Annotated in this window: 18 protein-coding genes and 1 riboswitch; of the genes, 14 read left to right on the forward strand and 4 right to left on the reverse strand. The window is 63.4% G+C overall.

All coding sequences use genetic code 11. The features are described from left to right. The first annotated feature begins 21 nt into the window (after positions 1-21). The 8 genes from coaD (at position 22) to FDP28_RS06970 (ending at position 6,305) form a co-directional block, all read left to right on the forward strand. Positions 22-522: a pantetheine-phosphate adenylyltransferase gene (gene coaD / locus FDP28_RS06935; RefSeq protein WP_144659968.1), complete on the forward strand. Its 501-nt coding sequence runs from the start codon at positions 22-24 to the stop codon at positions 520-522. A gap of 165 nt (positions 523-687) precedes the next feature. Next, positions 688-1,215, forward strand: a complete 528-nt coding sequence (locus FDP28_RS06940) for a YceD family protein (RefSeq protein WP_144659969.1) — start codon at positions 688-690, stop codon at positions 1,213-1,215. A gap of 33 nt (positions 1,216-1,248) precedes the next feature. Further along, positions 1,249-1,452 (forward strand): 50S ribosomal protein L32, encoded by a 204-nt coding sequence (gene rpmF, locus FDP28_RS06945; RefSeq protein ID WP_011775139.1) that lies wholly within the window; start codon positions 1,249-1,251, stop codon positions 1,450-1,452. A 23-nt stretch (positions 1,453-1,475) separates the two neighbouring features. Next, the gene (gene rnc / locus FDP28_RS06950; RefSeq protein ID WP_144659970.1) at positions 1,476-2,186 is read left to right on the forward strand and encodes a ribonuclease III; all 711 of its coding nucleotides are present in this window, start codon (positions 1,476-1,478) and stop codon (positions 2,184-2,186) included. 6 nt (positions 2,187-2,192) lie between these two features. Beyond that, a complete protein-coding gene (gene mutM / locus FDP28_RS06955; protein ID WP_144659971.1) occupies positions 2,193-3,164 on the forward strand; it encodes a bifunctional DNA-formamidopyrimidine glycosylase/DNA-(apurinic or apyrimidinic site) lyase in 972 nt (323 codons plus the stop codon). A gap of 87 nt (positions 3,165-3,251) precedes the next feature. Further along, positions 3,252-3,968, forward strand: coding sequence for a hypothetical protein (locus tag FDP28_RS06960; protein ID WP_144659972.1), 717 nt, complete (start codon positions 3,252-3,254; stop codon positions 3,966-3,968). A 7-nt stretch (positions 3,969-3,975) separates the two neighbouring features. After that, positions 3,976-5,277, forward strand: coding sequence for an MFS transporter (locus tag FDP28_RS06965; RefSeq protein ID WP_397321038.1), 1,302 nt, complete (start codon positions 3,976-3,978; stop codon positions 5,275-5,277). Then, positions 5,274-6,305 carry a PD40 domain-containing protein gene (locus FDP28_RS06970; protein WP_144659973.1) on the forward strand — a complete coding sequence of 344 codons (1,032 nt, stop codon included), beginning with the start codon at positions 5,274-5,276 and terminating at the stop codon, positions 6,303-6,305. The genes FDP28_RS06965 and FDP28_RS06970 overlap by 4 nt, the downstream gene beginning before the upstream one ends. A 43-nt stretch (positions 6,306-6,348) precedes the next feature. Here FDP28_RS06970 and FDP28_RS06975 read toward each other — a convergent pair whose 3' ends face one another. Beyond that, a complete protein-coding gene (locus FDP28_RS06975) occupies positions 6,349-11,259 on the reverse strand; it encodes a DUF4082 domain-containing protein (RefSeq protein WP_144659974.1) in 4,911 nt (1,636 codons plus the stop codon). A 350-nt stretch (positions 11,260-11,609) separates the two neighbouring features. Here FDP28_RS06975 and smc point away from each other — a divergent pair, with 350 nt between their 5' ends. Together smc and ftsY are read left to right on the forward strand one after the other, a co-directional pair. Next, complete coding sequence (gene smc / locus FDP28_RS06980) at positions 11,610-15,200, forward strand: chromosome segregation protein SMC (protein ID WP_186313529.1); 3,591 nt, start codon at positions 11,610-11,612, stop codon at positions 15,198-15,200. Between the two features lie 20 nt (positions 15,201-15,220). Then, positions 15,221-16,426 carry a signal recognition particle-docking protein FtsY gene (gene ftsY / locus FDP28_RS06985; RefSeq protein ID WP_144659975.1) on the forward strand — a complete coding sequence of 402 codons (1,206 nt, stop codon included), beginning with the start codon at positions 15,221-15,223 and terminating at the stop codon, positions 16,424-16,426. Here the strand turns inward: ftsY and FDP28_RS06990 are convergent. Next, positions 16,419-17,642, reverse strand: a complete 1,224-nt coding sequence (locus FDP28_RS06990) for an MFS transporter (RefSeq protein WP_144659976.1) — start codon at positions 17,640-17,642, stop codon at positions 16,419-16,421. The two genes, ftsY and FDP28_RS06990, sit on opposite strands and share 8 nt — an antisense overlap. A 262-nt stretch (positions 17,643-17,904) precedes the next feature. On the opposite strand from FDP28_RS06990, the gene FDP28_RS06995 reads away from it, so the two are divergent. After that, positions 17,905-19,239, forward strand: coding sequence for an ammonium transporter (locus FDP28_RS06995; protein WP_144659977.1), 1,335 nt, complete (start codon positions 17,905-17,907; stop codon positions 19,237-19,239). Continuing rightward, positions 19,236-19,574, forward strand: a complete 339-nt coding sequence (locus FDP28_RS07000) for a P-II family nitrogen regulator (protein WP_144659978.1) — start codon at positions 19,236-19,238, stop codon at positions 19,572-19,574. The genes FDP28_RS06995 and FDP28_RS07000 overlap by 4 nt, the downstream gene beginning before the upstream one ends. An 84-nt stretch (positions 19,575-19,658) precedes the next feature. Here FDP28_RS07000 and FDP28_RS07005 read toward each other — a convergent pair whose 3' ends face one another. Further along, the gene (locus FDP28_RS07005) at positions 19,659-21,059 is read right to left on the reverse strand and encodes a glucose-6-phosphate dehydrogenase (RefSeq protein ID WP_144659979.1); all 1,401 of its coding nucleotides are present in this window, start codon (positions 21,057-21,059) and stop codon (positions 19,659-19,661) included. Positions 21,060-21,229: 170 nt separating this feature from the next. Here FDP28_RS07005 and ffh point away from each other — a divergent pair, with 170 nt between their 5' ends. Then, positions 21,230-22,813: a signal recognition particle protein gene (gene ffh / locus FDP28_RS07010; protein WP_144659980.1), complete on the forward strand. Its 1,584-nt coding sequence runs from the start codon at positions 21,230-21,232 to the stop codon at positions 22,811-22,813. Positions 22,814-22,873: 60 nt separating this feature from the next. Next, the gene (locus tag FDP28_RS07015; RefSeq protein ID WP_144659981.1) at positions 22,874-23,596 is read left to right on the forward strand and encodes an alpha/beta fold hydrolase; all 723 of its coding nucleotides are present in this window, start codon (positions 22,874-22,876) and stop codon (positions 23,594-23,596) included. Here FDP28_RS07015 and thiC read toward each other — a convergent pair. Further along, positions 23,584-25,398, reverse strand: coding sequence for a phosphomethylpyrimidine synthase ThiC (gene thiC, locus FDP28_RS07020; protein WP_144659982.1), 1,815 nt, complete (start codon positions 25,396-25,398; stop codon positions 23,584-23,586). The two genes, FDP28_RS07015 and thiC, sit on opposite strands and share 13 nt — an antisense overlap. Next, a riboswitch (TPP riboswitch) is annotated at positions 25,393-25,500 on the reverse strand. (Overlaps the previous gene by 6 nt.) Positions 25,501-25,543: the final 43 nt, after the last annotated feature.

Raw genomic sequence — 25,543 nt, forward strand, 5'->3', positions numbered from 1 at the left:
GCGATGGGGTAGGTTCGTCTCATGAGACGCGCGGTATGCCCTGGATCCTTTGACCCCATCCACAACGGACACCTCGAAGTCATTGCCCGGGCCGCCGGCCTGTTTGACGAAGTCATCGTTGCCGTGTCCACCAACTACGCCAAGAAGTACAGGTTCGGCCTCGAAGAGCGCATGGAGATGGCTCGCGAGACGCTGGCTTCCCTGCGTGGCATCATCGTTGAGCCCATGGGAGAAGGCCTGCTGGCCGAGTACTGCCGACGCAGGGGCATCTCGGCGATCGTCAAGGGCCTGCGCTCCTCCTCGGATTTCGACTACGAGTTGCCGATGGCCACCATGAACCGACAGTTGACCGGCGTCGAAACGGTCTTTCTGCCCGCCGAAGCGCATTATGTGCACCTGTCGTCAACCCTGATCAAGGAAGTCAACGTCCTCGGGGGCGACATCTCCGACTTCGTACCCAAGTCGGTGTTGAAGAGGCTCCTTGCAGGCGAGTCGCCCAGCGAACCTCCCCGCAAAGGGTAGTCTTGTGGGGTACCTGCGGCTTCACGCAGAGTTACCCATTCCGGAATCAGCGTGCTTCTCCGCGCGCTTGGCGCCGGTTTGAGTCCTCACGCGTGATCAGGCTAAGATGGTACGTCGGTCATATGTTCTACAGGAGTTCTCATTAAGCGAGATGCAAGTTCGCCCTTGGCGCTGTTGGTCAAGGACCTCGGACGCAGTCCGGGGACCATGCGGACACTCAACGAGCATGTACCTGCACCAAGTGACCTTGGTGTGGCGCTCATTGGCGTAAAGGAAGGCTCGGATATCGAGCTCGATCTTCGTCTTGAGGCCGTACACGAAGGAATTCTGGTATCCGGATCCGCGGTCGTCGAAGTAACCGGCGAATGCGGTCGATGCCTGGATCCCCTTGCGTATGACCTTGAGGTCAATGTGCAAGAACTTTTCTTCTACGAAGGCGCTGAGCTTTCCGCCGAAGAAGACGATGAAGAGCAACGTCGAGTCGAGTACGATCTGATCGATCTTGAGCCGGTGTTGCGGGACGCAGTTGTCACCATGCTGCCGTTCCAGCCGGTGTGCCGGGAAGACTGCCAGGGTCTGTGCTCCGAATGTGGAGTGCGTCTGGAAGACGAGCCGGGGCACCACCACGAGGTCATTGACCCTCGCTGGGCTGCCCTAGCTGATCTGGCTAAGACTGACCGGCAAACCGATTAGTAAGTGTTCGTCTAAGAGAGAAATGAGATAGCCGTGGCTGTTCCCAAGCGGAAAATGTCTCGCGCAAATACACGCGCCCGCCGTGCCCAGTGGAAGGCAACTGCCCCCAACCTGGTCAAGACCATCGAAAACGGCCAGGTTACCTACAGCCTGCCGCACCAGGCAAAGGTCGTTACCGACTCTGCCGGCACCGCGCTGTTCCTTGAATACAAGGGCCGCAAGGTCGCAGACGCCTAATCTGCCGTAGAGGCTGACAAAGGATGTCTTCAACTGAAGAGCTTCTGAAGCGTCTCGGTGTCTGGATTGACACCGAGACGCTTCGTCTTGCTCTCACACATCGCTCATACGCGTATGAGAACGGCGGGATCCCCACCAACGAGCGCCTCGAGTTCCTCGGCGACTCCATCCTGGGTTTCTCCGTGACCGATTCCCTCTACCGTGAGAACCCCGAACTGCCCGAGGGCGAGCTCGCCAAGCGGCGCTCCGCCGTCGTCAGTACGCGCGCCCTGGCCGGAATCGGCCGGGAGATCGGTATCGGCGAGTTTATCTACCTCGGGCAGGGCGAAAAGCTCACCGATGGCAAGAACAAGGCCTCCATCCTGGCTGACACCATGGAAGCACTGATCGGTGCGACCTATCTGTCCAACGACATCGAGACAGCGCGCCAGCTGGTGATGCGCCTGGTGGGCCCGCTCCTGAAGGACGCAGGCGCCCTCGGAGCAGGAACCGACTGGAAGACAAGCATCCAGGAACTCACCGCCAGCCGGCAGCTGGGTGCCATCCACTACGCGGTGGAAGGCTCCGGACCTGACCATGCGCGGACCTTCGAAGCTGTCCTGAACATCGGCGGAACACCCTATGGACGCGGTTCCGGACACTCAAAGAAGGAAGCTGAACAGGAAGCGGCAGCGGACGCCTGGCGCGCCCTGACTGCCCTGGACTCTGCTCCTGCCGGTCCCGCCTCCGCTTGAGCCTCCATGCCTGAGCTTCCCGAAGTAGAAGTGGTCCGTCGCGGACTGGCCAAGTGGGTTCGCGGGCGGACCATAACGGGTGTCGAAGTACTTGACCCGCGTTCGATCCGGCGCCACGCCTTGGGCACCGAAGACTTCATGGGGAACCTCGAGCACGCTACCGTCCTCGACGTCGTCCGGCGCGGTAAGTTCCTTTGGATGCCGCTGTCCATGAACGGCTTCCAGGACAGCGCGCCCACGATAACCGGTGAAGAGTTGCCGAAGGTGGCGTTGATGGCGCACCTGGGGATGAGCGGGCAACTGCTGATGCAGGACCCGGAGGTGCCGGATGAAAAGCACCTCAAAGTCAGGATCACTTTGAGCCCGGTGGACGGCATGCCGGAGCAACTGCGGTTCGTGGACCAGCGGATTTTCGGCGGGCTCTTTGTCACTTCGCTCGTGCCCACTCCAGACGCCGGACCAGGCGGCCTCGGCGAGACACCGCTGCCCGAGATAGCCGAAGAAGCCTCGCACATCGCCCGGGACCCGTTGGACCCGCATTTCTCCCTCGACGACTTCTACCGGAAGATCAAAAAGCGGAAGACCGGACTCAAACGGGCGCTCCTCGACCAAGGGCTGATCTCCGGGATCGGCAACATCTACGCCGACGAAGCACTGTGGCAGGCAAAGCTCCACTATGCGCGGGCTACCGATACTTTGCGCCGGGCAGACGCACAGCGGCTCATCACTGCAGTGAGGGACGTCATGGAGGCTGCTTTGGCGGCCGGTGGCACCAGCTTCGATTCGCTGTACGTCAACGTCAACGGCGATTCCGGATACTTTGCCCGTTCCCTCAACGCCTATGGGCGGGCCGGTGAATACTGCACCCGATGTGCGGAGTCGGGCCTCCAAAGCGTCATCAAACGGGAGCAATTCATGAACCGCTCGAGCTACTTCTGCCCCACGTGTCAGCCACGCCCAAGGAATGGCCGCTGGTAGGTCCAAAACTGTTCCGGATTTCCGGTGCGGGTGGCAGACTGTCCCCATGAAACGCTCGGCGCGGCACAACGTTTTTGCGGGAACGCCATGATGGCGCGACGGCTGGTCATCGCGGGCGTATGCCTGGCTGTGCTGATTGCCGCCGTCGCACTTCTCTTTGACCAGTTGGCTGCGAAGCCGGGACCTATCGCGCAAAGTACGTCATCGCCGGCTTCAAGCCATAGCCCGGGATCCGGGTCCAGCGCTCCATCGGGCACCACCTCCCAAGGCGCCGAGGCACCCACCTCCGGAAGTTCGCCGTCGGGCGGCTCATCGGGCGGAAGCACTGACGGCGGTGGCGACGGCGGCGCGTCCCCCTCCGGCGGCCAGGCACTGGAAGTCCTGCCGCCTGTCACAGCAACCCCCACAGGTCTGCCCGAGCCGACGCCTCCCGCTCCGCTGATCACCGGAGCCTTGCCGGAGCCCGGTACGGCGTCCGGTCAAGTGGTGGACGGATGGCCCGCAGGAGTCCTGACACTGCCTGCCGGAACAACCATTGGCTCGACCTCGGTGTCGACCTCAGGAAACGTCCTCCAGGTTGCTGCCGACGGCATCATTGACAAGCCCCGTGCGGAAGTATTGGGGTCCTTCCGCGACTCCTTGGTCTCCCATGGATTCTGGACCGAAGATGCGCCCGCCGGCGAGGGGGCGATGGCCGCCCGGTTCGTGCGGGGCACGGATACAGTAACGGTTTCGGTATCGACCACGGGAACGGGCAGCTCGCGCTTCCAGCTTTTGGGCAGCCTGCACACGAGCGCGGACTGAGGTACCCATGTACATTTCCCTTTCGGACCGCAGCGGCGGCAAACGGGACAAGCCACAGAGGACAGGAACGGCACTATCAACCGAGGTGCCGTTCCGCTTGTCTCCGGTCATCCTGTGGCTCGGCATTGTCAGCATGGTCACGGATGTGTCCTCGGAATCGGTGTCGGCGATCCTGCCCTTGTACGTGACGGGTTTCCTGGGCCTGTCGACCATCGCCTTCGGCTTTATTGATGGCATCAACCAAGGTGCCAGTGCCATCGTCCGGATCGCTGCAGGATGGGCATCGGACCGCAGCGGCCATCCCAAGCGCATAGCCCTGGCCGGTTACGGACTGTCCATGGTTGCCAGGATCGGTTTCCTGTTCGCCGGAGGTTTTTGGGCCATTGCGGCCATTGTGACCGGTGACCGCATCGGAAAAGGTATCCGGACGGCGCCCCGCGACGCGCTCATTTCCACGTCGGCGCAACCCGAGCATCTGGCCAGGTCCTTCGGCGTGCACCGGATGCTCGACAATATTGGAGCGGCAGCTGGGCCTTTGATCGCCTTCGTTGTGCTGTTGCTGATTCCCAATGGCTTCAGCACGGTTTTCGTAGTGTCTCTGGCCTTTGCGGTGATCGGTGTCGCCGTCCTCGCCTTGGTAGTCCCCGATGTCCAGGCGCGGGCACTAAAGGGGGCGGGGGTCCGGGAGGGGCGTCGGCTTTTCGCCTTCTCCTGGAGCCATCTCAGGGAACCGGGCTTGGGCAGGTTGCTCATCGCCGCGGGGCTTCTGGGCCTGGTGACCATTGGCGACGGGTTCATCTATCTGGTGTTGCAGGACAGGGATTCGTTCGCCGTCCAGTGGTTTCCGCTGCTGTTCGTCGGGACCAATGTGGTGTTCCTCGCTTTGGCCATCCCGCTGGGAAGGTTGGCGGACAAGGTAGGCAAGATCCCGGTTTTCTTGGCGGGGCATGGTGCGTTGCTGGCCACCTACTTGTTGGCGGCGGCACCCTTCGGGGGGCTGTGGGCAACAGCGGCCTGCTTGGTCCTGCTGGGGGCTTTCTACGCAGGCACTGATGGGGTGCTTGCCGCGCTCGCCAGTCAGCTGACGCCGTCGGGGAAGCTCGCGACGGGGATCGCCTCCGCGCAAACCGTGGTCGCCCTGAGCCGGATGGCCGCCTCCGCCGGCTTCGGCGTGTTGTGGTACGCGGTGGGTGCTTCCACGGCGATGGTAGTGGCAGGGGTACTGCTGGCCTGTGTGATTGTGGCGGTGTTCTTCATCCTCCGAGGTGCCCGCAGTGCAGCCCCTGTCGATGTGGACGACGCCGTATGAAGGATCAGCCCGCCGAAGGCAAGGCGCGGTGGGGCGCCCTCCTGGCGGTCACGATAGTGGTCCTGGTTGCTGCTGGAATTTATGCCGTGGGAGCGTACCAACGCTTCGAAGAGAGCCGGACGGCGGCCTCTTCCGTGGGAACCTCGGAGGGCGGTCAGCTTCCACGGACTCCGTTTGTGCTCTTCCGGAACACGGCAACCGGACAGGGATACGGACATGCCGCAACGGTCTCATTGTCAGCCCCTGACGGCACCCGGGCCATCAGCGACCAGGAGTGTGATCGCGTATATGGCTCCATGGAGAGCGTCGTGTGCCTGCGAACCAACAGAGGGCTGGTCACTTCCTTTGAAGCCCGGCTTTTCAACAGCACCTGGGAGCAGCAAAGGGCCTGGCCGCTGCCCGGGATACCCAGCAGGACCAGGGTAACTCCCGATGGTTCCAGGATTGCCACCACCGTGTTCGTCACGGGCCACTCTTATGCCACGGCGGGCTTTTCCACCGCCACGGAAATCACCATCCCCGGGGGCACGTCGTCAGGCAACCTCGAGGATTTCGCCCTGCTTGTCAACGGGGAGCGGCTCCAGGCCACCGACCGGAACATTTGGGGTGTGACCTTCGTCCCGGGCCAGCCCGACGCCTTCTATGCCACAGCGGCCTCCTCCGGACGCATCTGGCTGGTGCGGGGGAGCTTGTCCGCGAAGACGCTGACCGCTGTCCATGACAACGTCGAATGCCCCTCCATCTCACCGGACGGCACCCGGATCGCGTACAAGAAGAACGACGGCGGTGCGCTGGCAGCACATTGGAAGGTCGCCGTTCTTGACCTCGCTACGGGACGCGAAAATGTCCTCGCTGAAAAGCGCAGTGTCGATGATCAGATCGAATGGCTGGATAACCAGAGCCTTTTGTACGGGCTGCCCGACGAGACCACCGATGGCGACAGCAACATCTGGAAGCTGGGCACCGAGCCCGGGGCACAGCCAAGCATGTTCATTGCCCATGCTTGGTCGCCCAGTGTTGTTCGGTAAACGATGTCCATGCGGGCCAACCGCCCGTCCTGTGACCGGGAGGTCAGCAGAGCCGGAGCACCCCGCACACGAGTCCGCCTGACTGCGTCGGGCTGGGAGACGGACTCGGCGTCGGAGTAGCTGTTGACGTCGTTGTTGCTGCTGCAGTTGCTGTTGGCGTCGCTGTCGCCGTCGGAGTGGCCGCGGTGGAGGGAGACGTGGCCGCCGCCTGCTGGGCTGGAGCGCTGGTGGAGTACACCACGTCCACGAAGTAGTTCGTGGCGTTCCAGGAGTTCGTCGGCATGACGCCGCCCGAGCCGTACCGATAGCGGCCGTTATTCGGTCCCGATGCCGTGAACACTCCGCTGGTCCATGTTTGGTTGAAGAACCCCGGAGTGGAGGAGTAATGGCCATTCGGCGCTCGGTAGGAAACCACGTACGTTTGGCCGACGGACAACGCCACGGGGGTGCCGAGGGTGGCCGTCTGCCAGCCGGTGCTCGTTTCGTTGGTGAATGTCACCTGCGCCAGCCGGGTACCTGCGGCATTCCAGAGCGAACCTACGTGCGTACCGGTGTTTCCGGTTCCTTTGTAGAACCGGATCCCAGTGACATTTCCCGCTTGGGACACGGTGAAGGCAGTCCCCAGCTCGACTGACAGCGAATCGGAGTTGGATGCCACCTGGGGAAGCAGCGAGCCAAAAATGGTCGATTGCTGGACAGCTGCCGCTGCTGTGGTGAATTGCCAGGTGGTCGGGGGCAGGGTTTGCCCCTGGGGAGTTGCCACGGCCGAAACGTTGACCGTTATCTGCGTGCTGGCAGGCAGGGCCGCGGCCGGAGTGAACGTGATGGTGCGCGCGTCAGCTGACAATGCCGCCGTTCCTGCCACCGACGAGCCGTTCGCAGTCAACGTGAACGTTGCGCCCGGATTGATGGCAGTAGAGAACGTAATCGAGGGCTTCACGTCGGTAGGAATGGCTGTGGCTCCCGGAGCGGGCACCTGCGAGGTAACGGTCAGCGGTGGGACCGCCACCGTGAAGACCAGATCCACCAGGTAGCTGGCAGTCGACGCCGTGTTCGGGAAGTCGCTGCTATAGGAGTAAGCCCCGGAATCGGGTTGGGTCTTCAAGGGTCCCCGGGTGAAGCCATCGCCGAAGCCTCCAGCAGTGTAGGAATACTTACCGGTGGTGGTCTTGTAGGCGGCTATGTACTCTGTGTCGGCTTGAATGTTCACCGGCTGGCTGAACGTAGCCGTTTGCCACCCGGTGCTGGATTCGTTGGAGAACGTCACTGTCGCCAGGACCTGGCCGCCCACCGTGTACAGGTACCCGGTGTGGGTGCCGGTATTGCCGACCGACTTGTAGAAGCGCACGCCCGTCACTTGTCCGGCAGTGTCGCTGGTGAACCTGACGCCCAAGGTCAACGGCACGCCATCATTGACTTCTTGGGTGGTTGGAGTCACCGAGTCGTCGTACAGCGTGCAGGGGCACGAACCGGGTGTACCCGCGGGCTGGACCGTGGTGAACTGCCACGTACCGCCGGATGACATCGGTTGTCCGGACGACGCCGTCGCCGTCACCGTGGCTGTGTACGACGTAGCCGCCGCCAGGGCAGCCGCCGGAGTGAAGGTGACCTTGCGCGTGGTTGTGTCATACGTGGTGGTTCCGGCAACCGCAGCGCCGGCCGCGGTCTTCAGGGTCAGCCCGACGCTCGAGGCAACTGCTGCTTCTGAAAGAACCGCACTGACCGTGGTGTTGACCGGGACGCTCGATGCGTTCGGAACGGGGGACTGGCTGCCGACGGTGAACGGAGGAGCGGAGATCACCACCACTACGTCCACGAGGTAGCTGGCGGTGGACCTTGAGGCAGGGAAGTCTCCACTGTAGGAATAGGCTCCCGCGTCGGAAACTGTCCGCAGCGGCCCCACGCTCATGCCTGATCCAAAGCCGTTGGTGGTTGCCGAGTACGCCCCTGTAAGCGACTTGTAGCTTGCAATGTACTCAGTATTGGCTGCCATTTGGACCGGTTGGCTGAACATCGCCGTCTGCCACCCGGAGCTGCTTTCGTTGGCGAATGTTACCGTTGCCAGCTGTTGCCCGCCTGCGGTGTAAAGGGCGCCAGTGTGTGTCCCCGTATTTCCGGCCGACTTGTAGAAGCGGACACCGGTGACCTGCCCGGCGGAGACACTGGTGAAGCGGACGCCCAAAGTCAGCGGCACTCCATCCTGGATTTCCGCGATGCCCGGTGTCACGGTGTCGTCATAGAGGCTGCAGGGGCACGAACCCGGGACCGAAGCCGTGGCCGCGGTAGTGAATGTCCACGTACCGCCGGACGTTACCTGGCCTCCGGTGCTGTCGGTGCCGGCCAACGTTGCCGTGTAAACAGTGCTGTAGGCCAACTGGGAGGTCGGTGTGAACGTGGCCTTCCGAGTGGTCGCGTCGTAGCTCGTGGTTCCCGCTACAGGTCCAGCTGAAGACTTAAGGGAAAGCTGGACGCTGGCCGCAGTGACGGGCTTGGAGAACGAGGCGCTCACCTTGGTGGTCACAGCCACGGACGACGACGACGGGATGGGAGACTGCCCATTAACCGTCAGCGGGGAGGTATCGACGGTGCTGAAGAGGGCATCGACAAAGTAGTTGCCGCCGTTGAAGCTGGTGGTTGGGAAGCCTTGCGAGGTGTTGTAGACACCCGCAGGTTCGGCTCCGAAACCACCGACAACCTTCAGGGGTGGGTCATTGAACCCAAAACTCGCCCATTGGTAGTCCTTCGTAGCGTAGTGTCCCTTGGGCGCCCAGTAGGAGACCGTGTACTTCTGCCCTGCGGAAACTGCTACCGGCTGGCTGAAGAGCACGCTTTGCCAACCCGAGGCGGTTTCGTTGGCGAAGGTTGCGGTTGCCAGGCGGGTACCAGTCGAGCTCCACAGGGACCCGATGTGGGTTCCGGTGTTCGCCGTGCTCTTGTAGAAGCGGACCCCGGTGATGAAGCCATTCACCGAGGGAGTGAATCGCAGCCCCATCTCGTAGGCGCCGCCGTCCCCGGAATCAATCGTTGAAGGCACCGTTTGACCGAACACGCTGTATGGGCCATTGAGGGTCAGGTTCCTGGTGGCCACCGCTCCGATATTGGCGCTGTCGTCCACAGCCCGTACCTGAATCGTGGCTGTGTCCAAGCCCTTCTGGATGTAGCTGTAGGTCCAGGTGCCCTTGCCTTGGGCCGGATGCCAGGTGGTGCCACCGTCGGTGGAAACTTCGACGCCGGCTACTACGCCGCCGCTGTCCGTTGCCGTTCCAGTGACGGTCACGGACGCCCCATGGGCAATGGTTGCGGCATTGGCCGGAGCCGTGATGGAAACGGTGGGGCCGGTCACGTCCGTGCTCGCGCTTGCAGCCACAAGGCCTGATGCCAAGGTTGCCGGTTGTACGCCCATATCGGCGAACAGGTTGATCTGCGCCTGCCGCATGCGCACGTCGGCCGCGGCGCCGTCGCCGTCGTGTTCCTGGTCCAGACCCCACGTCCACTGGACGCTCCCCGCAGAGAAGACCAGGGCGCCGCTTGCCGCCCGGTACAGGGTGACGTGGTGGGTGGTAGTCCCGGGCTTAACGGTGTTCCCGTAATCCTGAAGGTACTCACTGACGCTGCCCACTGTCGTGGAAAGCTGGATCAGGCCTGACGGCCGGAAACCGTTATCGAGGTCTTCATCGGATTCGTAGCCCACAGTGTGGGGTGCCAGGGCGGCAGTCGAGCCCGCCGGCAGCGAAGCCAGGGAGGTATTCCGCCACAGCCTCGACTTACCTTCGGCGGCGGAAACAGTCACGGGCAAGTCAGTGTAGTTGGACATATACGCCGTGCCCGTCAGACCGTTTTCAGGCAGGCCTCCGCCATTGGCCTGGGAGGCGTAGCGCGGGTCCCTCCACGTGCCGGTCCATTGGCTGGTGGGGTCGATCTTTCCGTTGCTCCAGGTCTCCTTGTAGCAGGTCAAAGTGCGGCCCGCGGCGCCGTCCACGGAGGAGGGCTCGAACCGCGTACGCCAGTACATCTCGTTGCCCGAGAGGAACTGCAGGTTGACGCCCGCGTCGCGGGCCGCAGTTACGTTGGCCCTCTGCGGGCCGGACCAGTATTCGTCGTGTCCGACGGAAAGAAATACTTTGTGGTTCAGCAGTTCAGCGCCACTTCGGTCGGCATCCAGGCCGCTGATGTAACTGACGTCATAGCCGTTTTGCTCCAGGAACCTCACCATGGGGTATTCGTTGGCGAAGTAGAAGTCCCTGCCCCCGATGCCTCCACGGGTATTCACCGGGCGGTTGTAGCTGACCTTGTAGGCCCGTCCGTTGACGGAGCCCTGATAGAAGTCGGCGCCGCCATAGGTGTTGTAGGCCTGCCAGGTCTGATCCGCCGTTTGGAAAACCACTGACGAGCGGTTGCCGTCATTGCGGACGATGAAGGTGATGTGGCTCTGCCCGCCCGTGTCCGGTCGCGTCAGCAGGGCTATGTACACTCCGGAAACAGCGGTGGCGGGTACCTGCCAGGTTGCCGAGACCGCCCACGTGCCGCAGTCGTACAGCTCGGTAGTAACGTCGGTGCGGCAAGCAGGTTGGGTTTGCCGAAGGACTGAAGGAGTGACGTCGGCGATCTTCCTGGCGCCATTGCCGCCGTACCAGCCAGTGCGGTAGATCGCGATGGTGTAGCTGGGTGCTTTCGTGTCGATCTTGAAGCGGATGGGCTGCCCGGCGTTGACGCTGATCTCGGTGGAGAAGCCCTGGATGGTGTCATCCCCGGCGCCAAGGATGTCCCACTCCGATGGTGGGCTGCCTGGTTTGGAGTTCTCACAAGCGACGGCGTTTACTACTGGGTCACAGGGACCCGCCGCCACAGCAGCCGGCGCGGTCAACGGCAGCAATGCCGCCACCATGGCCAACACCAAAGGGAACAGTAACCCTTTGAGGGCCCGCTGGGATGGGGTTGCTGAAGGACCGGCCATGAGAACTCCTGGGGTGGTACGCCAATTGCAATGACGGTGCTGCGCCTGCGCGCAGTCCCTGCTTGCCGCTCCCCAGCCAGGGTCAAACCAAGATCTTCAGTTATGGAAAACCAGGGTCCTTTTGCGGATCGACGTTCCTCTTGCGGGACCGGACCCGGCTGCGGACGAACAGAAGTTCAAGCCAAAGCCGGATCACCGGAACGAACCCACCAAAGTAACCCTTGGCAGGAGTGTAGGGGCGCGGCATGTCCGCCGCAAGGCTTTCCCGCTTCAGATCCGGGGATTTCAGCTGAACAGCAGTAGATTTAGGGGATACCAACACCCGGGCCACCCAGGAGAACCGAAGCGCCTTGCATTTGAAAAGTTTGACCGTCCGCGGATTCAAGTCGTTTGCGTCGGCCACGACGTTCGACTTCGAACCCGGCGTCACCGCTGTTGTCGGTCCCAACGGTTCCGGCAAATCCAATGTGGTGGATGCGCTGGCGTGGGTCATGGGCGAGCAAGGTGCCAAGACCTTGCGTGGGGGCAAGATGGAAGACGTCATTTTCGCGGGCACCTCGGGCCGGCCGCCGCTTGGCCGGGCGCAGGTCTCGTTGACTATCGACAACGCCGACAACGCACTTCCCATTGAGTACAGCGAAGTAACCATCTCCCGGACACTGTTCCGGACCGGGGGATCTGAATACGCCATTAACGGTGCGCCCTGCCGGCTTTTGGACATCCAGGAACTTCTTTCTGATTCCGGCCTTGGCAGGGAGATGCACGTCATCGTTGGCCAAGGCCAGCTGGACCGTGTCCTCCACGCGACACCCGAAGACCGCCGCGGATTCATCGAAGAGGCCGCAGGCATCCTCAAGCACAGGCGGCGCAAGGAAAAGACGGTCCGCAAGCTCGAGGCCATGCAGGCCAACCTCGCACGCCTTGGCGACCTCACTGCAGAGATCCGGCGGCAACTGACACCCTTGGGCAAGCAGGCCGAGATCGCCCGCCGCGCGCAGACCGTCCAGTTCGACGTCCGAGACGCCCGCGCGCGTCTCCTCGCTGATGATCTCGTACAACTGACAACCAGCCTGGAAAAGGACGTCGCTGACGAAGCCGCGCTGAAAGAGCGGCGCACGGTGGTCGAAGCCGGGTTGGGGATGGGGCGGCGGCGCCAGGCGGAGCTTGAACAGCAAGCTGCCGAGGCAACCCCCCGCCTCAACGCCGCTCGCGACAACTGGTACCAGCTCTCAGCAGGCAGGGAGCGCCTGCGTTCCCTCGGATCACTGGCTTCAGAACGCAAACGCTTGCTCGGTTCCGCGGAAGCCGCCGTCGAATCGGGCCGCGATCCGGAACACCTGGAGCGCCAGGCGGCAAAGGTCCGGGAAGAACAAGCGGCCCTGGAACACGACATCCTGGCCAAACAGGCAGCACTTCTGGAAGCCACTGTCGCCAAGGACGCAGCCGAAGCGCTCGCAGCCGCCGAAGACAAACGCCTCACCGGTATGCTGCGCGCAGCAGCGGACCGCAGGGAGGGCCTTGCCCGGCTTGCCGGCCAGGTTGCGGCAGCGCGGTCCCGGGCGGAGGCGGCAGAGGCCGAACGCGGCCGGTTGCGGGAGTCCCTTGGTGCCGGTGATGAGCGGCGCCGCCAGGCACAAAGCGAATTTGCTGCCCTTGAAGCCCAGGTGGCAGGAGCCGAAGATGGCGAAGAAAGCCTGGACGCCGAGTACGAGGACGCCAACGAGGCACTGGACGCCGTCATCGCGGAGATCGAAGACCTCAAGGCCGCCGAGCGGGACGCGATTCGGGAACGCGATGCCCTGGCCGCCCGACGCGATGCCCTCCAGTTGGGGCTCAACCGCAAGGATGGCTCCGGTCACCTGCTGACGGCCGAGGACGTGCTCGGGCCGCTGACTGGCATGGTCACCATAGAGCAAGGCTACGAAACGGCGATCGCCGCAGCCTTGGGCAGTGCTTCGGATGCCCTGGTGGTGGCCGGCGTGGAGGCCGCCGCGGCGGCAATCACCAGGCTGAAAGAGGACGACGCCGGCCGTGCGGCGCTGCTTCTGGCCGACACCCTGCCCGGGGATGGCGGGGCGGGCAACGAGCTGGCGGGTACGAACGAACTGCCCGCTGGCTGCCGGTGGGCCGCCGACGTCGTCAAAATAGCCGACCCTTCAGCCCAGGGTGCGCTGCGGCTCTTGTCCGCTACCGTCGTCGTCGACGACGTAAGGACGGCGGCCCGGGTGGTCCGGGAGCAACCGGGGCTGAAAGCTGTCACCATCGAAGGTGACGTGTTCACAGCGGTGACGGTCCTCGGCGGGTCAGCTACCGCGCCCTCCCTGCTGGAGGTCCAGGCAGCTGTCGACGACGCCGGCGCCCGCCTTCAAGAGGTCACTGCCAGGCTGGAGCGGGGCCGCTTCGCCCTGGCCGGGGCCCAGTCCCGTCGCGCCGAGGCACAGGACCGTGCCGATGCCGCCTTGGAAAGGCTCCATGAATCCGACGCCCGGCTTGCCGCTGTCGCTGAACGGCTGGGCCATCTGAACTCCGTCCTACGCAGCGCGGTGGGCGAAAGCGAGCGGCTTGCCGCGTCCATGGCCAAGGCGGAGGCCAACATCGCCGAAGCGCAGCTGGACCTGGAAGTCGCAGCTGAACGCCTTGCCGCTGCCCAGGAGGTCCCGGATGAGGAACCATCCACCGATCAACGGGATCAACTCGCTGCGGACGCACGGACCGCCCGCACCCTTGAAACAGAAGCCAGGCTCGCCCTTCGCACGGCCGAAGAGCAACTCGGGGCCATCAGCAATCGTGCAGCTTCCCTGGAACGGGCTGCGGCCACCGAGCGCCGGGCCCGTGAAGAGGCCGCCCGAAGGGCCCAGCGCCGCAGGGCACAAGCGCAACGTGCTGCCGCCGTGGTTTCGGCCGTGGAGCAGAGTCTTCGCTATCTCGACATTTCCGTGGATCTTGCGGCCAAGGAGCGCGACCAGGCCGAGCAGACGCGGGAGCTCCTCGAAAAGGAGCTTGCGGATGTCCGGACCGCCAATGACACCCTTGCCCGGGAGCTGGCCGAGCTGACTGATTCCGTGCACCGGGATGAAATGGCACGGACCCAGCAGCGGCTGCGGATCGAGGCACTGGAGACCCGGGCCGTGGATGAATTGGGGCTTTCGGCTGAGCAGCTCATCGCCGACTACGGCCCGGACCAGCCGGTTCCGCTTCCTGCAGGGTCCACCACGGACAAATGGGCAGAACTGCGGGCACCGGTGGACGCCAACGGAGAACCCATTGTCGAGGGAATCCCATTCGTCCGCTCAGAGCAGGAAAAACGGCTGAAGAAGGCAGAGCGCGAGCTGGCAGCCCTGGGCAAGGTCAATCCGCTGGCACTCGAAGAGTTTGCCGCCCTTGAGGAGCGGCACCAGTTCCTCAGCTCGCAGTTGGAGGACCTCAAGTCGAGCCGGAAAGACCTGCTGGACATCATCAAAGAAGTCGACAACAGGGTGCAACAGGTCTTCACGGAGGCCTTTGCCGACACCTCCGCCCAATTCGACCACGTATTTGCCCGGCTTTTTCCCGGTGGGGAGGGCAAACTCGTCCTCACCGATCCTGATGACATGCTGACCACCGGGATTGAAGTGGAGGCCCGTCCTGCCGGAAAGAAAATCAAACGCTTGTCGCTTCTTTCCGGCGGTGAGCGCTCCCTGACGGCAGTTGCGCTGCTGGTAGCCATCTTCAAGGCCAGGCCGTCGCCGTTCTACGTCATGGACGAAGTCGAAGCGGCCTTGGACGACACCAACCTGGGCCGCCTGATCACCATCTTCGAAGAATTGCGGGAGTCCAGCCAGCTCATCGTGATCACCCACCAAAAGCGGACCATGGAAGTGGCCGATGCACTATACGGTGTCACCATGCGGGGCGACGGTGTGTCCACTGTCATCAGCCAGAGGCTCAGTTCCGGGGCTTAGCTTTATGAGAAGGTAGGGGAGTGAACGATTTCCTACCCATAATTCTGTCCATTCTCGCTGCGCTCGTAGTGGTCGGCGGACTGGTTCCGGTACTGCTGAAAGCCCGTAGGTCAGGCTCGAAGTACCCCGGTACGCGCGACGCCAACGATCCCGTGCAGTCCCCTGCAGCAGGCGGCGGAACCCTGGTGGAGGACCGCCCGGATGCGGTGAAGGCGCCGGCTCCCACTTTTGACGGGACAGTTGACGGAGCCGGGGTTCCGGATGACGCAGCAGGCCTTGAGACCATCGCCATCGACACTCCCGCGCCGGTGGAAGGGCGGTTGACCCGCCTTCGCGCCCGCTTGGTCAAGTCCAACAACATCCTCGGCAAGGGCCTGTTGGCTTTGCTGTCCGGCGACAAGATCGACGAGAACGTCTGGGACGAGGTGGAAGAAACCCTCCTCCTCGCCGACCTCGGCACCGAACCCACGATGCAACTTGTCGACGCCTTGCGTGAGCGCGTCAAAGTGCTGGGCACCCGCAGCCCTGAAGATGTCAGGACCATGCTGCGGGAAGAACTCATCAAGCTGGTTGATCCGGGTATGGACCGTTCACTGAACGTCGACCGTAAAGGTGACCGTCCCGCCGTCGTACTGGTTGTCGGTGTCAACGGCGTCGGCAAGACCACCACAGTAGGCAAGCTGGCACGTGTCCTCGTGGCCGAAGACAAGGATGTGCTGCTGGGTGCGGCAGATACCTTCCGTGCTGCCGCGGCCGAACAGCTGGCTACATGGGGCCAGCGGGTGGGCGTGCCCACGGTGAAGTCCGACATCGACGGCGCTGATCCCGCCTCGGTTGCCTACGAGGCCGTTAAGGCCGGCATCGACCAGGAAGTCGATGTGGTCATGGTCGATACCGCAGGCCGCCTGCAGAACAAGACCGGCCTCATGGATGAACTCGGCAAGGTCAAGCGCGTCATCGAGAAGCTTGCCGAGGTGGACGAAGTCCTGTTGGTCCTCGATGCCACCACCGGCCAGAACGGCCTCAACCAGGCCCGGGTATTCGCAGAGGTCGTCAACATTTCGGGCATCGTGCTGACCAAGCTGGACGGTACCGCCAAGGGTGGCATCGTTGTGGCCATCCAGAAGTCACTCGGTGTCCCTGTGAAGCTGGTTGGCCTTGGTGAAGGCCCTGACGACCTCGCTCCGTTTGAGGCCGAGGGCTTCGTCGACGCACTGCTCAGCTAATTCGCGCGCCCAGCGGCTCGCGGGCTGCCAACCAGCCCGCGGCCGCCAGCAGCAGCACGCATCCGGTGATGGCGAAAGCCCAACCGTAACCCCAGTGGTCGGCCATCAGGCCGGCCACGACCGGGCCGATGATCGCGCCGGTGTCAGCCGCCATCTGGAAGACGGCAAGCACCTTGCCGCCGGATCGTCCGCGTCCAATCACGTCGGCGACGGCGGCCTGCTGGGCCGGGCCCAGCAGGCCGGAGCCGAACCCCGCCACCGCGGAAGCGACGAGGAACGCAGTGAGGTCCGTCGTCAATCCGATAAGCCCGGTGGACACGCCCGTAATCACGAGGCCTGGAATTAACAGGAACTTGCGCCCCCACGCGTCTGCCAAGCGGCCGGAAGAAGTCAGGGCGAGGGCATTTCCCACGGCAAAGACCGCCAAAGCCCAGGCGGCCGTCTCCGGCCGTGAATCCAGGACAGCCACCGCGAACAGGGGGATGGTGGCCATGCGGACACCGAAGGTCACCCAGCCATTGCCGAAGCTGGAGAACACGGCTGCCCGGTATGCCGAGTCAGCCAATGCCTCGCCCAGCGCCATGGCTGGTGCATGCCCGGTTTCCTGGGAGACGCTGCCGTTGCCACTGAGCATGGTCCGGACCACTACAGCGGCCACAAGCAGCGCACCGGCATAGGCCAGGAAGGGAACCCGGAGCCCGAAACCCGCCAGCAGGCCACCTGCCACCGGTCCCAGCACGCTGCCGATCAGGAACGCTGAAGCATAAGCGCCGGAAACGCGCCCGCGGCGTTCCGGCGGGGCAAGCCTGATGAGCAATCCCATGGCGGCAACGGTGAACATCACTGAACCGGCACCGCCCAAACCACGGAAAATCACCAGCTGCCAGTAATCCTGGGCGAAGGCACAGGCTGCGGTGGACACCGCCACGATCAATAGGCCGCAGACGTAGACGTTCCTTTCTCCGAAGCGCCCGATCAACGCACCGCCGGCCGGCGCGAAAACCAGCCGCATGAAGGCGAAGATGCTTACGATCACGGCAGCGGCAGTGGCGCCGACGTCGAAAGTGGTAGCAAATTGCGGCAGCACCGGAGCGACGAGCCCGAATCCCAAGGCGATCAGGAACGCCGCTGCCAACATCACCTTGATGTCACGGGGCAAGGGAACCTTCTCCTGCCGGATCCTTGGAGCTTTGACGGATCGTGGCGACTGGGTCATTTGGTGCTGGTCCTTCTGGTGGGATCTGGCGTTTGAACGCCTTGAGTGACGGAAAACCGGGCTCAGCCCATGAAGTCCGACGCCTGAAACATATCCGTAACGTCGCAGATATGCACCATTTACGTTGGGGAGGTTGTTGTAACGGCCCCGCAATATAAAACCCGCGCAGGTGAAACACTGCGGCACAAAACTCTTAAGCAGGACGCAAAAGGCGTCAGGACAGCGGTTGAACCGCAGATCTAGCAAGAGAGGAACGTGCACCATGGAACTTACCGCAGGTCACGTATGGGTCATGGTGGCGGCGGCGCTTGTGCTGTTCATGACACCTGGTCTGGCATTTTTCTACGGCGGCATGACACGCGCCAAAGCAGCTTTGAACATGATGATGATGAGCTTCATCTCCATCGGCATCGTCGGCGTCGTCTGGGTGCTGTGGGGCGCGTCCATGAGCTCCGGCGAAGGTTTCCTGGAGATCGTGGGCAACCCGCTCGCCACCTTCGGCCTCGAAGGGGTCAGCGCGACTCCGGATGGCCTGATCAAGGTTGGTTACGCAGCTACCTTCGCCATCATCACGGTGGCCCTTATCAGTGGCGCCATTGCAGACCGCGCCAAGTTCGGGGCCTGGAGCATCTTTGTGCCTGTCTGGGTCACCCTGGTTTACTGCCCCCTGGCCTACATGGTGTGGGGCGGCGGCCTCTTCGGCCCTGAAGGTGCGATCGGCAAGGCCCTGGGCCACGCCATCGACTTCGCCGGCGGCACCGTGGTGCACATCAACGCAGGTGTGGCGGCCCTTGTCCTGGTCCTCATCATCGGCAACCGTCGTGGTTTCGGCAAGGACCCCAACCACCGTCCGCACAACATCCCGTTCGTCATGCTCGGTGCGGCCATCCTCTGGTTTGGTTGGTTCGGCTTCAACGGCGGCGCAGCAGCGACTGCTGAACAGGGCGGCCTGATCTGGATCAACACCCTTGCAGCCCCGGCAGCGGCCATGATCGGCTGGCTCATCACTGAGCGGATCCGTGACGGTCACCCGACGTCCCTCGGCGCGGCCTCCGGTGTCGTGGCCGGCCTCGTGGCCATCACCCCGGCTTGTGCCGATGTCAGCCCCGTGGGTGCCCTCGGCCTCGGTGTGGTTGCCGGTGTGGCCTCCGCCCTTGCAGTCGGCCTGAAGTTCCGCTGGGGCTTCGATGACTCGCTGGACGTTGTAGGCGTCCACCTCGTCTCCGGCATCATCGGCACCGTGGCCCTCGGCTTCATCGCAGTCCCGAGCGAAGGCTCCACCCCCGGCGGTCTCTTCTACGGCGGCGGATTCGCCCAGCTGTGGGCGCAGCTCGCAGCAGCCGGCGTGGCAATTGTCTTCTCGGCGGTCATGACGGCCATCATCGCCCTGGCCATCCACAAGACCATGGGCTTCCGGGTCTCCACCGAACAGGAGAACGTCGGTGTCGACCTCAGCCTCCACGCTGAGACGGCCTACGAGTTTGGCGTCAACGGACACGGTGGCAGCTTCCAGCCGCTGCACGAGGCCATGATCGGCAAAACGGAAGCCCCGGCAAGCAAAGCATCCGCAGAAGGCAAGGAGAGTGTCCAGGCATGAAGCTCATCACGGCGATCGTTCGTCCCGAAAAGCTTGAAGCAGTCCGTGAAGGCCTCGAGGCCTACGGAGTCCAGGGCCTGACGGTCAGCGCGGCCAGCGGTTACGGCCGCCAGCGTGGCTACACCGAGGTGTACCGGGGAGCTGAATACAACGTGGATTTGCTGCCGAAGGTCCGCATCGAAGTCCTCGCCACGGACGAGCAAGCGGACGACATCCTGGATGTCCTCATCGCCAGTTCAAATACCGGCAGGGCCGGAGACGGCAAGGTGTGGACGGTTGACGTTTACGAAGCCGTGCGGGTTCGCACAGGCGAACGGGGCGCAGCCGCCATCTAAGGCGAAGCCGGACATCAGGGCAGAACACAAGCGGGCCGGGTACCACTTAAGGTACCCGGCCCGCTTTTGCCTTCGACGGCGGCGTCAGTTCCCGACGGCGGTGGGCCAGGAGGCCGGCCCGGCGCTTCCGGCGTCGTATTCTTCCAACGGAACCTCGTCCTTTTCCCAGGCGCGAAGGACGGGCTCGATGATCCGCCAGCAGTCTTCAGCGGTGTCTCCTCGAACGGACAGCAAGGGATCGCCGGTGAGGATGCCTTCCAGGACTTCACCGTAGGGCAGCAGGTCCGCTGCGCTGAGCTGGGCCACCAGGCTGGCTCTGTCCAGGGTGAAGATGTCTCCGGGGCCGTTGACGTCGACATCCAGTTGCAGGACATCAGGGCCGAATCCGATACGGAGCTGATTGGGCGAGTCCACTCCCGAGAACCCCTTTGGCAGGTGCGGAACCGGCCGGAAGGTGATGACGGCTTCCTTGCGCCGCTGCCCCAGTGCCTTGCCTGAGCGGAGGATGAAGGGAACTCCCGCCCAGCGCCAGTTGTCGATCTCCACCTGCACCTCTGCGAGAGTCTCGGTGTTGCGGCCGGGATCCACGCCTTGCTCGGCCGTGTAGTCGGGCACAGTGCGCTCACCCAGCGTTCCGGCTGTGTACCTGGCCCGGCGGGTGGAGGCCTCGTAGGGGGCTTTGATGCTGCTGGCACGCAGCACGGTGGCTACGGCATCACGGAGGTCCCGCTCTTCGATGGTGGCCGGGGCGTCGATGGCCAGGAATGCCATGATGTGCAGAAGGTGGCTCTGGATCATGTCCCGCAAGGCACCCGCGGTGTCGTAGTAGCGGGCCCGGCCTTCGAGGGCCAAGTCCTCATCGAAGATGACTTCCACTTTTTCAATGTGGTCGCGGTTCCAGACGGGCTCAAGGAAGCGGTTGGCGAAGCGAAGGCCCAGGATGTTCAGCACCGTGGCCTTGCCCAGGAAGTGGTCCACGCGGTGAATGTGGTCCTCGGGCACCAGCGCCGCAAGTGTTTTGTTCAGCTCGTGTGCTGATTCCGTGCCTGAACCGAAGGGCTTTTCCATGACCAGTCGCGTTCCTGCCGGCACTTGGTCCCGATGCAGTACTTCGCAGGCCTTCTGGCTGACATGGGGTGGCAGAGCGAAGTAGACGGCGACGGGACCCTCCAGCTGTGCCAGCAGATCAGCCAGGGGGCCATCGGCTGTTACGTCTACCTGGTGGTAGGAAGTGTTGTTGGCAACAGCGTCCAGTGCCGCGTTTCCTGCCGTATCCGCCGACGTCGACGCCGCCGCGAAAGCGCCCCTCACTCTTTCCTTCCATTGTTCGGGGGACCAGGGGTCGGAGCCGGCACCCACCAGCCTCAGGCCGGGCGCGCGTCCGGCCGCCAGCAGCCCCGCAAGCCCGGGCAGGAGCAGCCTGCCTGTCAGGTCCCCGGACGCGCCGAGGATGAGCAACGTTTTTACAGTTGTTTTACTGGTCACTGTGCCAGCATGCCACCTTGCCAGCGTGACTTGGTACCCTAGATAGTCGAGTCCCGTGGATAACGCAGATTTGTTGTGGTTGAGACACATCTGTTGGGGCAGTAATCGTCAAGACTCTGGTGTGCCGGACCGGCCACCATTCGTAGACCATCGAAAGAAGTGCACGGCGCGTGTTCAATTCACTCTCTGACCGGTTGACAGCAACCTTCAAGAACCTTCGTGGCAAGGGCCGCCTCACCGAGGCTGATGTCGATGCCACAGTCCGGGAGATTCGCCGTGCCCTCCTGGACGCGGACGTCGCCGTGTCCGTGGTCCGTGAGTTCACCGGTCGCATCCGCGAACGTGCCCTGGGCGCCGAGGTTTCGGGGGCGTTGAACCCGAGCCAGCAGATAGTCAAGATCGTCAACGAGGAACTCAAGGAGATCCTCGGTGGCGAGACCCGCCGTATCCGCCTGGCGAAAACCGGCCCGACCATCATCATGCTGGCCGGTCTCCAAGGTGCCGGTAAGACCACCCTGGCGGGCAAGCTGTCCAAGTGGCTCAAGGCCCAGGGCCACAGCCCCCTGCTGGTCGCCTGCGACCTTCAGCGCCCCAATGCAGTAACCCAGCTCCAGGTTGTTGGACAGCGTGCCGGTGTCCCGGTCTTCGCTCCGCACCCCGGCGCCACCTCCTCCGAACTTGAGCACCCCGCCGGTGATCCGGTCGCCGTTGCCAAGGCCGGTGTCGAGGAAGCGCGCCAGAAGCTTCACGACGTCGTGATCGTGGACACGGCCGGCCGCCTCGGTGTTGACGCCGAGATGATGGACCAGGCCCGCCGCATCCGCCAGGCGATCATTCCCAACGAAGTTCTTTTCGTTATCGACTCCATGATCGGCCAGGACGCCGTCAACACGGCGATGGCCTTCGATGAAGGCGTCAACTTCACCGGCATCGTCCTTTCCAAGCTCGACGGCGATGCCCGCGGTGGTGCCGCCCTGTCCGTAGCGTCGGTGACCGGCAAGCCGGTCATGTTCGCGTCGACGGGCGAAGGCCTGGACGATTTCGAACTCTTCCACCCGGACCGCATGGCCTCGCGCATCCTGGACATGGGTGACGTCCTCACCCTGATCGAACAGGCTGAGAAGGCGTGGGACAAGGAAGAAGCAGCCCGGATGGCGAAGAAGTTCGCCGACCAGGAAGACTTCACCCTGGACGACTTCCTCGCCCAGATGCAGCAGATCCGCAACATGGGCTCCATGAAGAAGATGCTCATGATGATGCCGGGTGCGCAAAACATCCGCCAGCAGCTGGAGAACTTCGACGAAAAAGAGATCGACCGCGTCGAAGCCATCGTCCGCTCCATGACACCGCATGAGCGTGTCGCCCCGAAGATCATCAACGGTTCACGCCGTGCGCGTATCGCCAAGGGCTCCGGTGTCCACGTCTCCGAGGTCAACGGGCTGTTGGAGCGTTTCGCCCAAGCCCAGAAGATGATGAAGAAGCTGGCCCAGGGTGGCGGCATGCCGGGGATGCCCGGAATGCCTGGCCTTGGTGGTCCTGGCGGCGGACGCAAGAACGGCAAGAACGCCCCCAAGAAGAAGGCGCGGTCCGGCAACCCGGCCAAGGCGGCCCAGGAGTTGCGCGATGCCGAGGCCAAGCGGGCCAACGCAGCTTCGGCAGCTCCCAAGGGTGCAGCTTTCGGCCAGGGCGCTGCGGACTTCGATCCGTCATCGCTGAACCTTCCCAAGGGCTTCGACAAGTTCCTCGGCAAATAACCGCGCTGGCATCCCAGCGGCACAGGTTGGGATGTCGGAGCCGTCGCATAGGCTGAACCAATGCAGAAGCAGCGCGTAGTCTTCCTTCACGGAGTGGGCAGTTTCGGTGCTGCGGCGTGGCCGAAGCAGCACGGAATGGCCCTTCACTACGACGCCCTGTTTCTCCGCAGGCACGGCTTCGATCCCGTGGCCGAGCCCGTGGAGTCCGATGTCGCTGCCGATGTTGCCATCGTGATCCAGGCTCTGGCTGATTCGGGCGGAGGTCACGTGGTGGCGCATGAGCAAGGTGCCATTCCTGCCATGCTGGCAGCCGTGGAGCGCCCGGACCTTATCCATTCCCTGGTCCTGGTGGAGCCGGCCTGCCTGTCCTTGACTGCGGAGCTTCCGGCCACTGCTTCTTACCGCGCATTGATGGAACCGCTGTATGAGGTGCGGGGCCAGCTTAACGACGCCGATTACCACCGCGAGTATTACCTGCGTGCCTTCTCTGCTGAAACGGGTGGCTTGGAAACCCTTGAGGCACAGCGCTCGGCCCGCCGCTTGAGGCTGCAGGCGCCCCCGTGGGAAGCGCCGCTGCACATCGTTCCCGGAGTACCCACCCTTGTCCTGACGGGCGGGTGGGAACCCCTGTACGAGGAAATTGCCGCGTACCTCCAGGAGACCGGCGCCCTCCGCCGCGTTGCAGCGGGCGGGCACCGGCCCCAGGATTCATCCGACGGCGATCACATCATCCGCAGCTTCGTTGCAGACGTGGGACGGACCCGGTCGGTTCAGGCATCCTGAGTTCGCGGGACTTGAAGTTCCGGCAAATACACCTTCCCTCCGGCGGCGAGGAATTCAGCACTCTTTTCCCGCATGCCCTCTGCCCTCGCGTCGTCGTACATCCCTGCGATGGCCGCTTGTGACTCCGCCGAGCCATATTCGTCGCGGATGTCCTGGCTGATGCGCATGGAGCAGAACTTGGGACCGCACATCGAGCAGAAATGTGCCGTCTTGGCAGGCTCTGCCGGCAGGGTTTCGTCGTGGAACGACTCCGCAGTGACCGGATCCAGGGACAGGGCAAACTGGTCCCGCCAGCGGAATTCGAATCTGGCTTTGGACAGGGCATCATCGCGCTCGTGGGCTCCAGGGTGTCCCTTGGCCAGATCTGCTGCATGCGCCGCGATCTTGTAGGTGATTACTCCTGTTTTCACGTCGTCCTTGTTGGGAAGGCCCAGGTGCTCCTTGGGGGTGACGTAGCAGAGAATGGCTGTGCCGTACCGGGCAATTTCAGTGGCACCGATGGCCGAGGTGATGTGGTCATAGCCGGGAGCGACGTCGGTGACCAACGGTCCCAGCGTGTAGAACGGGGCCCCCTTGCACAGTTCCTGCTGCCGTTCGACGTTCTCACGGACCAGGTGGAACGGAATATGCCCGGGACCTTCCACCATGACCTGCACGTCGTATTCCCAGGCTCGCTGGGTCAGTTCGGCCAGGGTATCCAGCTCAGCAAATTGTGCGGCATCGTTGGCGTCGGCAGTAGCACCCGGGCGAAGGCCGTCTCCCAAGGAGAACGCGACGTCGTACTGGGCAAAGATTTCGCATAGCTCGTCGAAGTGCGTGTAAAGGAAGTTTTCCTGGTGGTGGGCCAGGCACCATCCGGCCATGATGGATCCGCCGCGGGAGACGATGCCCGTGACGCGGTTGGCGGTCAGCGGCACATACCTCAGCAGCACGCCCGCGTGGATGGTCATGTAGTCCACGCCCTGTTCGCACTGCTCGATCACGGTGTCGCGGAAGATCTCCCATGTGAGCTTGTTGGCCTCGCCATTGACCTTCTCCAGCGCCTGGTAGATGGGCACTGTGCCGATGGGTACCGGCGAGTTCCGGATGAGCCACTCGCGGGTGGTGTGGATGTCGTCGCCGGTGGACAGGTCCATGACAGTGTCAGCGCCCCACTGGGTGGCCCACTGCAGTTTGTCCACTTCCTCCGCGATGGAACTGGTGACAGCCGAGTTTCCGATGTTGGCGTTGATCTTCACCAGGAAGGCCTTGCCGATGATCATGGGCTCGGACTCGGGGTGGTTGATGTTGTTGGGAATGATCGCCCGACCGGCGGCAACTTCGCTGCGGACCAGTTCCACGTCGCAGTTTTCACGCAGCGCCACGAACCGCATTTCGGGCGTTACCATTCCCTGCCGTGCGTAGTGCATCTGGGTGACGGTTTTGCCTTCGACGGCGCGGCGGGGCACCGGTTGGGCACCCTTCCATTCGGCAGAGGCGGCGCCCCGCCGCAAAGCCGCCTTGCCGTCGTCGAGCAGGTTGCGTTCACGGCCCGTGTACGCGGCAGTGTCGCCGCGGGCCTCGATCCAGGCGGCCCGGAAGGGTTCAAGGCCCACTACGGGATCGCTCCCTGGGCCGGCCGTCCGGTACACCTGCAGTGGTGGGTTCGCCTGGCCATTGGGGGAGGGCTCAAGCGAAATTTCGGTCACCGGAACGCGGATGCCCGTGGCTGGGTCTTCGACGTAGGCCAGCGAATGGGACTTCAGGGACTGCGTAACAACCTCGTTTTGGGCAGGGCTGTGCTGTGTTTCGATGGTGCTCAAGGATTACTCACTTCCTTCGCCGGCATTACCCGGACAGGTTCAACGGTCGCAGGCCGCCTCAGCCCGATCTCAGCCCCTGCAAGGGCCCCCGTGTGGTCATGACGAAGCTACCACAGCTCCCGTACGCCACCCAGTCACATGGCAC

The sequence above is a fragment of the Paenarthrobacter nicotinovorans genome, assembly GCF_007670255.1.
Taxonomy (GTDB): Bacteria; Actinomycetota; Actinomycetes; order Actinomycetales; family Micrococcaceae; genus Arthrobacter; species Arthrobacter nicotinovorans_B.

Bases quoted from the DNA above. Each gene is read 5' to 3' on its own strand.
- coaD (WP_144659968.1), top strand. From the start codon at position 22: ATGAGACGCGCGGTATGCCCTGGATCCTTTGACCCCATCCACAACGGA.
- rnc (WP_144659970.1), top strand. From the start codon at position 1,476: ATGTCTTCAACTGAAGAGCTTCTGAAGCGTCTCGGTGTCTGGATTGAC.
- mutM (WP_144659971.1), top strand. From the start codon at position 2,193: ATGCCTGAGCTTCCCGAAGTAGAAGTGGTCCGTCGCGGACTGGCCAAG.
- FDP28_RS06960 (WP_144659972.1), top strand. From the start codon at position 3,252: ATGATGGCGCGACGGCTGGTCATCGCGGGCGTATGCCTGGCTGTGCTG.
- FDP28_RS06965 (WP_397321038.1), top strand. From the start codon at position 3,976: ATGTACATTTCCCTTTCGGACCGCAGCGGCGGCAAACGGGACAAGCCA.
- FDP28_RS06970 (WP_144659973.1), top strand. From the start codon at position 5,274: ATGAAGGATCAGCCCGCCGAAGGCAAGGCGCGGTGGGGCGCCCTCCTG.
- FDP28_RS06975 (WP_144659974.1), bottom strand. From the start codon at position 11,259: ATGGCCGGTCCTTCAGCAACCCCATCCCAGCGGGCCCTCAAAGGGTTA.
- FDP28_RS06990 (WP_144659976.1), bottom strand. From the start codon at position 17,642: ATGACCCAGTCGCCACGATCCGTCAAAGCTCCAAGGATCCGGCAGGAG.
- FDP28_RS06995 (WP_144659977.1), top strand. From the start codon at position 17,905: ATGGAACTTACCGCAGGTCACGTATGGGTCATGGTGGCGGCGGCGCTT.
- FDP28_RS07000 (WP_144659978.1), top strand. From the start codon at position 19,236: ATGAAGCTCATCACGGCGATCGTTCGTCCCGAAAAGCTTGAAGCAGTC.
- FDP28_RS07015 (WP_144659981.1), top strand. From the start codon at position 22,874: ATGCAGAAGCAGCGCGTAGTCTTCCTTCACGGAGTGGGCAGTTTCGGT.